Raw genomic sequence first — 9,866 nt, 5'->3', positions numbered from 1 at the left:
ACGACCTTGCCAAGGTCGGGGTCGCGAGTTCGAGTCTCGTTTCCCGCTCCAATTTCACAAAAACGCCGCTCAATCGAGCGGCGTTTTTGTATGCGCATTTTTTGTAATAGCCGGCGCTGGATCATCAGCCAGGCAAAAAAAGAGGCCCGCCGAAGCGATTCGGCGGGCCTCTTTGCATTTCAGGCGGATTTACCAGGACAGCATCAACCGCCCGGCAAACAGAATCAGCACGACGCCCATGGTGCGCTCGAACCAATGCCCCATGCGCAGAAACAGCAAGCGCACCCGGCTGCTGGAAAAAAACAGCGCAACGATCACAAACCACGCCGCGTTCACGAAGCACATCCACAAGCCATACAGCGCCTGAATTTGCAGTGGCGTGCTGGCGCTGATGATCGTGGTGAAGATCGCCAGGAAAAACAATGTCGCCTTGGGATTGGTCGCATTGGTCAGAAAACCGGTGCTGAAGGCCTTGAACAGGGTTTGTTCGACCAATGGCTCATCGCCGGTCTTTTCGCCTTCGAGCGCCGACTTCGGTTTGCTGCGCAAGAGGCTGACGCCGAGGTACAGGATGTAGGCGCCGCCGATCACTTTGGCCACGGTCAGTAACCAGGGGGTGGTGTGCATCAGCGCGCCGACACCGAGCAGGGTGTACAGCACATGCACGGAAATCCCCGCGCCGATGCCCAGCGCCGTGCAGATACCGACCAGGCGGCCGAAACGCACACTCTGGCGAATGGTCACGGCGAAGTCCGGGCCGGGCGCGACCACGGCCAGAAAGTGGATGGTAGCCAGCGCCAGAAACTCGCCCAGGTAGTTCGATAACATCTCAGCTCCAGAAAGTCAGGGGGGAAGCATTGCCGCGGTAGCCGACAAAGAAAGACAGGCTCAGGCGCGGATCCGCCACGCCCGGGGTCACCGAGTGCATGCGTCGCGAGTTGAACATGATGAAGTCGCCGGGCTCGGGACGCACCTCCAGCGCCGGCGGGCCGAGCAGTGCCGGGTCGATGCCGTAGCTGTCGCCGCGCATTTCGTCGAACTGATCCGGAGTGACATCGTCATTCCACATCTGCAGCGCGCCACCCTCGGTCGGCATGTTCAGGTACACGTTGCAGGCGAACTGCGCCTCCAGGCTGCGGGCCTGGAAACTGTCCGGGGCGTCCTTGGCGAAAATGTCGTGGTGGGCAAGGAAGCACACCCCGGGTTTGACCACCCGAGACAGGCCGACGTACATCTTGCGTCCGTAGAGGTTTTCCAGGTGCGCGCCGGCCGGCCACGACTCGTCGAGCATGCAGCGCAGGGTGTCGACCGGCGAGGAGTACGGCGCGCAGCGAGTGCGCAGTTCGGCGATGTTGCGGGTGGCGCGAGCGAAGTAATCCTCGATCAGCAACGGCTGGTTTTCCGCCTCGTAGAACGCCATGCCGATGCGACCGATACTCGGCGCATTGATATAACCCTCGAAACCGGGAGCGAGAATCTTGTCGCCAATCTGGATCGCCAGCGCTTCGGGCAGGAAGCCTTTGACGCGCACAGCGAGGACTTCTTCGTTGGCCAGTTTTTTTATGCACGTCTCATCGAGACGCTCGACGTCAAGCATCATGTGGGTAGGTCCATCTATCGAATAGTCAACGGAGCCGGCGAGTGCGGCTCCCCCGGCGCCGGACGATGCGCAGGGCATCGTCCGAAATCTTCAATCCACGCTGTAGTGGATCGATAGCGTGCCTTTCTTCTGCGAAAGTGACGCGATCGTGACTGTGCCCAGATCCTTCAGGCTTCGTACATGGGTGCCACCGCAGCCATAGGCCGGCAGTTCGCCGAATCCGATTTCCCGTGCGCCCTCGCGCAGCGAGGTGAGGCGCGGCAGGTCGTGCTCGATCCATTGGCCGATGCCGTACTGAACGGTTTGCGGATCGACGTCCTGCGCGGTTTCGCCCGGCTTGAACTGCACCCGGCCTTCGTCCGGCCAATGGTGGGCCTTGATCGGCATCCAGCCCAGGGCCTGCACGAAATGGCCGATCAGGTGACCGGCCGAATGCATGCGGGTATTGAAGCAACGGCGCTCTTGGTCGACGCGGATCGGCGTCATGCCGAGCGGCAGCGCACGGTCGACGTAATGAATGATCCGGTCACCGTCCTGCACCACTCGCAGCACCTGGCTCTCGCCAATCCAGCCGGTATCGCACGGTTGGCCGCCACCTTGCGGATGAAACAGCGTGGCGCGCAGCACCACGGCGAATTCGTTTTCGTGGGGCGAACAGTCGAGGACTTCCACATTGGCCTTGAGGTCATCACTATGGAAAAAGAGGCGAAGCGTCATATTCCATGCCCTTATTAAAGTTTCTATTTTTATTATATGAATCGTGTAATAACGTGATAATCCGTTCAAACATCAAAGGACTGTTGCGCTGTGAGCATAAATCTCCCGCTGCCGCTGCTCGGTGAAATGGCGATTTTCGTCAAGGTCGTGGAGACCGGCAGCTTCTCCGAGGCAGCCCGGCAACTGGGCTCGTCGCCGTCGGCGGTCAGTCGCAGCATTTCCCGTCTGGAGAAGGCGCTGGCCACACGGCTGTTGCAACGCACCACGCGCAAACTGCGCCTGAGCGACGGCGGCGAAGAGGTGTTCAAGCGTTGTCAGGAGATGGTCAGCGCAGCCAGGTCGGTGATGGAGATCAGTGGCCAGTTCACCCATGAAGCGGAAGGTCTGGTGCGGGTCAGCGTGCCGAAAGCAGTGGGGCGGTTCGTGATTCATCCGCACATGCCGGAGTTTCTCCGGCGCTATCCCAAGGTCGACGTCGAGTTGTTGCTGGAAGACCGCCAGGTCGATCTGATCGACGATCATGTCGACCTGGCGATTCGCATCACCGATCGCCCGCCCGCCGGGCTGGTCGGTCGCCAGTTGCTGACCATCGACCATCTGCTCTGTGCGACGCCGCAGTACCTGGCCGAACATGGCACGCCGACACACCCGCACGATCTGCTCAACCACAGCTGCATCTACCTTGGCGAAACCCCGAGCGATGCGCGCTGGAAATTCAAGAAAGGCAGCAAAGCGGTGACCGTCGGCGTGCGCGGCCGCTACGCCGCCAATCACACCGGCGTGCGTCTGGGGGCGGTGCTGCAACATATCGGCATCGGCAGCCTGCCGTACTTCACTGCTCGCTATGCCCTGGAGCAAGGGTTGATCGAGCAGGTTCTGCCGGACTGGACGTTCCTCGCCTCCTACCATGGCGGTCTGTGGCTGCTGCACTCGCCGACGCGCTATCTGCCGCCGAAACTGCGCGTGTTCATCGATTATCTGGTCGAGTGCCTGGAGAAGGAGCCGACCCTGAGCAAACCGGGAAAAGCCACCGGTGCGGCGCGGGTGTCGATGGAGTATGAATTGCCGGAAAGCGACGGCCTGCTCTGACCTTCAATAGAAAAAAAGGCCCGCCTGGATCACCAGGCGGGCCTTTTTTCATGGGCGGTGCAGGATCAGTGTCTGCTGTCCTGATCCGACATCGCCAGCAATTGCTTTTCCTGGTTCCAGTCGAACGGCTCGTCGTTCTGTTCGGCTTCGTAGCGACGTTCTTCCAGGGCCTGATACATGTCGATTTCTTCGTCGGACAGGTAATGCAGGCAGTCGCCGGCGAAAAACCACAGCAGATCACGCGGGATCAGGTGGGCAATTTGCGGGTAGCGGGAGATCACTTGGGTCAGGATGTCCTGGCCCAGATACTGGCTTTCGATCGGCTCGATCGGCAGGGAGGCCAGCAATTCATCAAAGCGCTCCAGGAACAAAGCATGGCTTTCTTCGGGAACCTGATCGGCCTCACCTACGGCGACCAGGATACTGCGCAGATGGTCGAGCAAAACCAGATGATCGGCAACGACGTTGGACACGAGATAAGTCCTCAAGAGCAAAACGGGCGCAGAAGTATAAAGCCCCTGCGCCCGTTTTTATACGATGCCGGGGATCAGCGGACCTTGCCCGCCGCCTGCATCAGTTCTTCCTTGTCGAAATCATCGACGTCGATCACTTTGCGCCGCGCTGCTTCGGCGTCGCGCAGGGTCTGCGCTTCCCCGGCCTGCAGCACCCCGGCTTCCAGCGCCGCATCGATGGCGTGCTCGCCGGCGGCCGGTTTGACCTGGCCGCTTTTCAGCGCGCTGTGCAGCTTCTTGTGCAGCGGTTGGGCGGCCGTCAGCTGGTCGCTGGCGTGTTGCAGGGCGCCGACCGCGTCGTCCGCCGATTGCGGGCGGTAGCAACCGGCAAGCAATTGCTCCAGGGCCGGATCGCCCTTGGCTCGACCGATCACCGCGGCCACCTCGGCGTCGAGGCGGTCCGATGGGCCTTTGTGCCGGCGACCGAATGGAAACACGATCACCCGCAACAGGCAGCCGAAGAGGCGGTTGGGGAAGTTGCTCAGCAATTCGTCCAGAGCCTTTTCCGACTGGCCGAGGCTTTCTTCCATGGCCCAAGTGAACAGCGGTTCCATGTACGCCGGGGAGTCGAGGTCGTGGTAACGCTTGAGCGCTGCCGACGCCAGATACAGGTTGCTCAGTACGTCACCCAGACGGGCCGACAGACGCTCGCGGCGTTTCAGTTCACCGCCGAGCAGCATCATGCTCAGGTCGGCGAGCATGGCGAAGGCCGCAGCCTGCCGATTGAGGGCGCGGAAGTAGCCCTGGCTGAGCTTGTCGCCGGGAGCGCGTTCGAAATGGCCGAAGCCGAGGTTCAGCACCAGGGTGCTGGCGGCGTTGCTCACCGCGAAACCGATGTGCTTGAGCAGCAGGCCGTCGAACTCCTTGAGCGCCTGTTCCTTGTCCTCGCGGCCGGCGAGGGCCATTTCCTTGAGCACGAATGGATGGCAGCGGATCGCGCCCTGGCCGAAGATCATCAGGTTGCGCGAGAGGATGTTCGCGCCTTCCACGGTGATGAAGATCGGTGCGCCGTTCCAGCTGCGGCCCAGATAGTTGTTCGGGCCCATGATGATCGCCTTGCCGCCGTGCACGTCCATGGCGTGGCTGATGCATTCGCGACCGCGTTCGGTGAGGTGATACTTGAGGATCGCCGACAGTACCGAGGGTTTCTCGCCGAGGTCCACGGCGTTGGCCGTGAGCATGCGCGCGGCGTCCATCATCCAAGCGTTGCCGCCGATGCGCGCCATGGCTTCCTGAATGCCCTCGAACGCCGACAGCGGCACGTTGAACTGTTCGCGGATCTGCGCGTATTGACCGGTTACCAGGCTGGTGAACTTGGCCGCCCCGGTGCCCACCGCCGGCAGCGAAATCGACCGCCCGACCGACAGGCAGTTCATCAGCATCATCCAGCCTTTGCCGAGCATGTCCTGACCGCCGATGAGGTAGTCCAGCGGGATGAACACGTCCTTGCCCGAGTTCGGCCCGTTCATGAACGCAGCGCCCAGCGGCAGGTGCCGACGGCCGATTTCGACACCGGGGGTATCGGTCGGGATCAAAGCCAGGCTGATGCCCAGGTCTTCCTTGTCGCCGAGCAGGTGATCCGGGTCATAGGCCTTGAAGGCCAGGCCGAGCAGGGTCGCGACCGGGCCGAGGGTGATGTAGCGCTTTTCCCAGTTCAGGCGCAGGCCGAGGGTTTTCTGACCTTGCCATTGGCCTTTGCAGATGATCCCGGTGTCAGGCATCGCCCCGGCGTCCGAGCCGGCCAGCGGGCCGGTGAGGGCGAAGCATGGAATGTCGTCGCCACGGGCCAGGCGTGGCAGGTAATGGTTGCGTTGTTCGTCAGTGCCGTAATGCAGCAGCAGCTCGGCCGGGCCGAGGGAGTTGGGCACCATCACGGTGGAGGCGAGGTCGCCGCTGCGGGTCGCCAGTTTCATCGCCACCTGCGAGTGGGCATAGGCGGAGAAGCCCTTGCCGCCAAATTCCTTGGGGATGATCAAGGCGAAGAAGCCGTGTTCCTTGATGTGTGTCCAGGCTGCGGCGGGCAGGTCCATTTCCTGGCCGATTTGCCAGTCGCTGACCATCGCGCAGAGTTCTTCGGTCGGACCATCGATGAAGGCCTGTTCCTCTTCGCTCAATTGCACCTTGGGGTAGGCCAGCAGTTTGTCCCAGTCCGGACGACCGCTGAACAGTTCGCCATCCCACCAGACAGTGCCGGCATCGATCGCATCGCGCTCGGTCTGTGACATCGGCGGCAGGGTTTTCTGGAACCAGTTGAACAGCGGCGCGCTGAAGTGTTTGCGCCGCAGGTCAGGCAACAGCAGTGGCACGGCGACCACCGCCAGCAGCACCCAGAACACCAGCAGCAGCCAACCCGGCGCCCGGCTGAAAATGCCCATGGCCAGCAGGTAGGCGGCGACGATGCCCAGCGCAGGCAGCGGGGCAATGCGCCGGTGGGCCAGATAGGCCACGCCGACGACCAGAACCAGTATCCACAACAACAGCATATTTAATCCTCCGTGAACCAGGGCGAACGACCCTCCAGAGCTTAGACGGCATCTGCAAAACAGGGTGGTCAGAGCAAGGTGATTGAAAACGTGGGAAACCTTGGACGGCTTTTGTAGTTTCGGTGGGCAACACGCGTGGGAAATCGTTCGTTCATTACGCGGCTTTGCGTCCATGTTTGGCCGAAACGTCGTTATCTCTGTGCTCAGGCGCTCGCTAGACTCGATATTCATCCAGGAGAAAGCCGTCATGCGCGAGTATTTGAGTCCCGGCCGCTTCATCGATAGTGACCACCCGGCCGTGGTGGAGTTCGCCGAGCAGCACCGCGGCGCCAGTCGCGATCCGCGCGCGCAGGCGATCAGCCTCTATTACGCGGTGCGCGAGGCGGTGCGCTACAACCCGTACACCTTCAGCCGGGACCCGAATACCTTGTGCGGCAGTTATGCCCTGGCGACCGGGGAAAGCTACTGCGTGCCCAAGGCCACGCTGCTCGCGGGGTGTGCGCGGCATTGCGGGATTGCCGCGCGCATCGGTCTGGCGGACGTGCGCAATCACCTGTCGACCCCGCGCCTGCTGGCGTTGCTCAGAAGCGACGTGTTCGCCATGCACGGCTACACCGAGCTGTTTCTCGACGGCAGATGGGTCAAGGCAACGCCGGCGTTCAACCAGCAGTTGTGCGAGCTGTTCAACGTCGCGCCACTGGAGTTCGACGGCATCGATGACAGCGTTTTCCACCCGTTCAATCGCGACGGCGCGCAACTGATGGAGTACCTGATCGATCACGGTCAGTTCGCCGATGTCCCGCAGGCGTTCTTTTTCGAGCACCTGGAAAAATGCTATCCGCACCTGTTCGGCGATCAACAGCCCGTGTTGCTGGGTGACATGCACAGTGAGCTGCCGCGTGATGTCAGCCGCGCCTGATCCGGCGTATGCTGCTGGCCCACTTCATTGGAAAAGAGGCGGTCATGCTGAAGATCTGGGGTCGCAAGAATTCGTCGAATGTCAGGAAACCGTTGTGGGCTGCCGAAGAACTCGGGCTGGCGTACGAAGCGATTGATGCCGGTGGCGCGTTCGGCGTAGTCGACACACCCGAGTACCGGGCGATGAACCCGAACGGCCGCGTACCGGTCATTGAAGACGACGGGTTCGTGCTGTGGGAATCCAATGCCATCGTGCGTTACCTGCTGGCCAAACACGCGAGCGGGACCTCGTGGTACTCGCCCGACCTGCAGTCCCGGGCCATCGCCGACAAGTGGATGGACTGGACCACCTCGAGTTTTGCCGGACCCTTTCGCACCGTGTTCTGGGGCGTCGTGCGCACGCCGGCGGACAAGCAGGACTGGCCTGCAATCAACGCGGCGATCGAGGAATGCACGGCGCTGCTGGCCATGGCCGACCAGGCCCTTGCCAGCCAGCCATATCTGTCCGGAAACGAAATCGGCATGGGCGACATTCCCCTCGGCAGTTTCATTTATGCCTGGTTCGAGATGCCGATCGAGCGAGCCGCGCAGCCGCATCTGGAGGCCTGGTACGCACGTCTGCAGCAGCGTCCGGCCTATCGCAAAGCGGTCATGACCGCGTTGACTTGATAATAACTATCGACACACTTGACTGTACTTGTGTGGCGGCGGCAAGCACCATTGCGTTCATGCGCCGTGGTTGTTTTGTTCGCCGCCCGGCCCAATCTTTCCTTTTCTTCCCTTCTTGGTGCGTAAATCAGATATGAGTTCCGCTCTGTCCATCCGGCAGCTAACCAAAACCTACGGCAACGGGTTCCAGGCCTTGAGTGGTATCGATCTGGACGTCGCCGAAGGTGACTTTTTCGCCTTGCTCGGCCCCAACGGTGCCGGCAAATCCACGACCATCGGCATTCTCTCGACCCTGGTCAACAAGACCAGCGGTACGGTGAATATCTTTGGCCATGACCTGGACAGGAACCCCGCGGCGCTCAAGCGCTCGATCGGCGTGGTGCCCCAGGAATTCAACTTCAACCAGTTCGAAAAGACCTTCGACATCGTCGTGACCCAGGCCGGTTACTACGGCATTCCGGCGAAAGTCGCCAAGGAACGCGCCGAGCAGTACCTGACCCAGCTCGGCCTGTGGGACAAGCGCGATGTGCCGTCGCGCTCGCTGTCCGGCGGCATGAAGCGACGGCTGATGATTGCCCGCGCTCTGGTGCATGAACCGCGCCTGCTGATCCTCGACGAACCGACCGCCGGGGTCGACATCGAGCTGCGTCGGTCGATGTGGACATTCCTCACCGAACTGAACCAGAAAGGCATCACCATCATCCTCACCACGCATTACCTGGAAGAGGCCGAGCAGCTGTGCCGCAACATCGGCATCATCGACCACGGCACCATCGTCGAGAACACCAGCATGAAACAACTGCTGGGCCAGCTGCACGTCGAAACCTTCCTGCTCGACCTGAAAAACGACCTGAACGTCGCGCCGCAGCTGCTCGGCTATCCGGCGCGGTTGCTCGACAGCCATACCCTGGAAGTCCAGGTCGACAAATCCATGGGCATCACCGCGCTGTTCACCCAACTTGCGCAGCAGAACATCGAAGTGCTGAGCCTGCGTAACAAAACCAATCGCCTCGAGGAGCTGTTCGTGTCCCTGGTGGAGAAAAATCTGTCGAAGGTGGCGGTATGAGTTCCGAGTTCCGCCCCAACCTCGTCGCCCTGAACACCATCGTTTACCGCGAGGTGCGGCGCTTCACCCGGATCTGGCCGCAGACCCTGCTGCCGCCGGCGATCACCATGGTTCTGTACTTCGTGATCTTCGGCAACCTGATCGGCCGGCAGATCGGCGACATGGGTGGCTTCACCTACATGGAGTACATCGTGCCGGGGTTGATCATGATGTCGGTGATCACCAACTCCTACGGCAACGTGGTCTCGAGTTTCTTCGGCAGCAAGTTCCAGCGCTCGATCGAGGAGCTGATGGTCTCGCCGGTCTCGCCGCACACCATCCTGATCGGCTACACCCTCGGCGGCGTGCTGCGCGGGCTGATGGTCGGCATCATCGTCACCCTGCTGTCGCTGTTCTTCACCCATTTGCAGGTGCATCATCTGGGCGTGACCATCCTGGTGGTGGTGCTGACGGCGACGATTTTCTCGCTGCTGGGCTTCATCAATGCGGTGTTTGCGCGCAACTTCGATGACATTTCGATCATTCCGACGTTCGTGCTGACCCCACTGACCTACCTCGGTGGCGTGTTCTACTCGATCACCCTGCTGCCGCCGTTCTGGCAGACCGTGTCGTTGGCCAACCCGGTGCTGCACATGGTCAACGCCTTCCGCTACGGCATCCTCGGCGTGTCGGACATCCGCATCGGTATCGCGATCACCTTCATGCTGGTGGCCACCGTGGTGCTGTATGTCGGGTGCGCGCGGCTGCTGGTCAGCGGCCGCGGGATGCGCACCTGATCCGACGCAAGCTGCCAATGAAAACGGCCTCCACAG

The 9,866-nt window shown here is 61.4% G+C and carries 10 protein-coding genes; 5 read left to right on the top strand and 5 right to left on the bottom strand.

Annotated elements, in window-relative coordinates:
- Window positions 1–189: 189 nt before the first annotated feature.
- The 3 genes from QRN70_RS26225 to QRN70_RS26215 all read right to left on the bottom strand — a co-directional run bounded on the left by QRN70_RS26225 (window position 190) and on the right by QRN70_RS26215 (window position 2,317).
- On the bottom strand, window positions 190–828 hold the full coding sequence (locus QRN70_RS26225; protein WP_285420758.1) for a LysE family translocator: 639 nt from the start codon (window positions 826–828) through the stop codon (window positions 190–192).
- A 1-nt stretch (window position 829) separates the two neighbouring features.
- Entirely contained in the window at window positions 830–1,600 is a 771-nt protein-coding gene (locus QRN70_RS26220) for a 2OG-Fe(II) oxygenase (RefSeq protein WP_285420757.1), read from the bottom strand.
- 90 nt (window positions 1,601–1,690) lie between these two features.
- Window positions 1,691–2,317 (bottom strand): alanyl-tRNA editing protein, encoded by a 627-nt coding sequence (locus QRN70_RS26215; RefSeq protein WP_285420756.1) that lies wholly within the window; start codon window positions 2,315–2,317, stop codon window positions 1,691–1,693.
- A gap of 90 nt (window positions 2,318–2,407) precedes the next feature.
- Here QRN70_RS26215 and QRN70_RS26210 point away from each other — a divergent pair, with 90 nt between their 5' ends.
- A complete protein-coding gene (locus tag QRN70_RS26210; protein ID WP_285420755.1) occupies window positions 2,408–3,406 on the top strand; it encodes a LysR family transcriptional regulator in 999 nt (332 codons plus the stop codon).
- Between the two features lie 65 nt (window positions 3,407–3,471).
- On the opposite strand, the gene QRN70_RS26205 is transcribed toward QRN70_RS26210, so the two are convergent.
- Together QRN70_RS26205 and QRN70_RS26200 are read right to left on the bottom strand one after the other, a co-directional pair.
- Window positions 3,472–3,879 (bottom strand): PA2817 family protein, encoded by a 408-nt coding sequence (locus tag QRN70_RS26205; RefSeq protein WP_285420754.1) that lies wholly within the window; start codon window positions 3,877–3,879, stop codon window positions 3,472–3,474.
- Window positions 3,880–3,953: 74 nt separating this feature from the next.
- Complete coding sequence (locus QRN70_RS26200) at window positions 3,954–6,401, bottom strand: acyl-CoA dehydrogenase (RefSeq protein WP_285420753.1); 2,448 nt, start codon at window positions 6,399–6,401, stop codon at window positions 3,954–3,956.
- Window positions 6,402–6,648: 247 nt separating this feature from the next.
- On the opposite strand from QRN70_RS26200, the gene QRN70_RS26195 reads away from it, so the two are divergent.
- The 4 genes from QRN70_RS26195 to QRN70_RS26180 all read left to right on the top strand — a co-directional run bounded on the left by QRN70_RS26195 (window position 6,649) and on the right by QRN70_RS26180 (window position 9,830).
- Window positions 6,649–7,320: a transglutaminase-like domain-containing protein gene (locus tag QRN70_RS26195; RefSeq protein WP_285420752.1), complete on the top strand. Its 672-nt coding sequence runs from the start codon at window positions 6,649–6,651 to the stop codon at window positions 7,318–7,320.
- A 44-nt stretch (window positions 7,321–7,364) separates the two neighbouring features.
- On the top strand, window positions 7,365–7,988 hold the full coding sequence (locus tag QRN70_RS26190; protein WP_285420751.1) for a glutathione S-transferase family protein: 624 nt from the start codon (window positions 7,365–7,367) through the stop codon (window positions 7,986–7,988).
- Between the two features lie 133 nt (window positions 7,989–8,121).
- On the top strand, window positions 8,122–9,054 hold the full coding sequence (locus QRN70_RS26185) for an ABC transporter ATP-binding protein (RefSeq protein WP_285420750.1): 933 nt from the start codon (window positions 8,122–8,124) through the stop codon (window positions 9,052–9,054).
- Complete coding sequence (locus QRN70_RS26180; protein WP_285420749.1) at window positions 9,051–9,830, top strand: ABC transporter permease; 780 nt, start codon at window positions 9,051–9,053, stop codon at window positions 9,828–9,830. Before QRN70_RS26185 ends, QRN70_RS26180 begins: the two co-directional genes overlap by 4 nt.
- Window positions 9,831–9,866 lie beyond the last annotated feature (36 nt).

This window comes from Pseudomonas sp. efr-133-TYG-5, assembly GCF_030209175.1.
Taxonomy (GTDB): Bacteria; Pseudomonadota; Gammaproteobacteria; order Pseudomonadales; family Pseudomonadaceae; genus Aquipseudomonas.
This window is presented reverse-complemented; position numbering and strand designations above follow the sequence as displayed.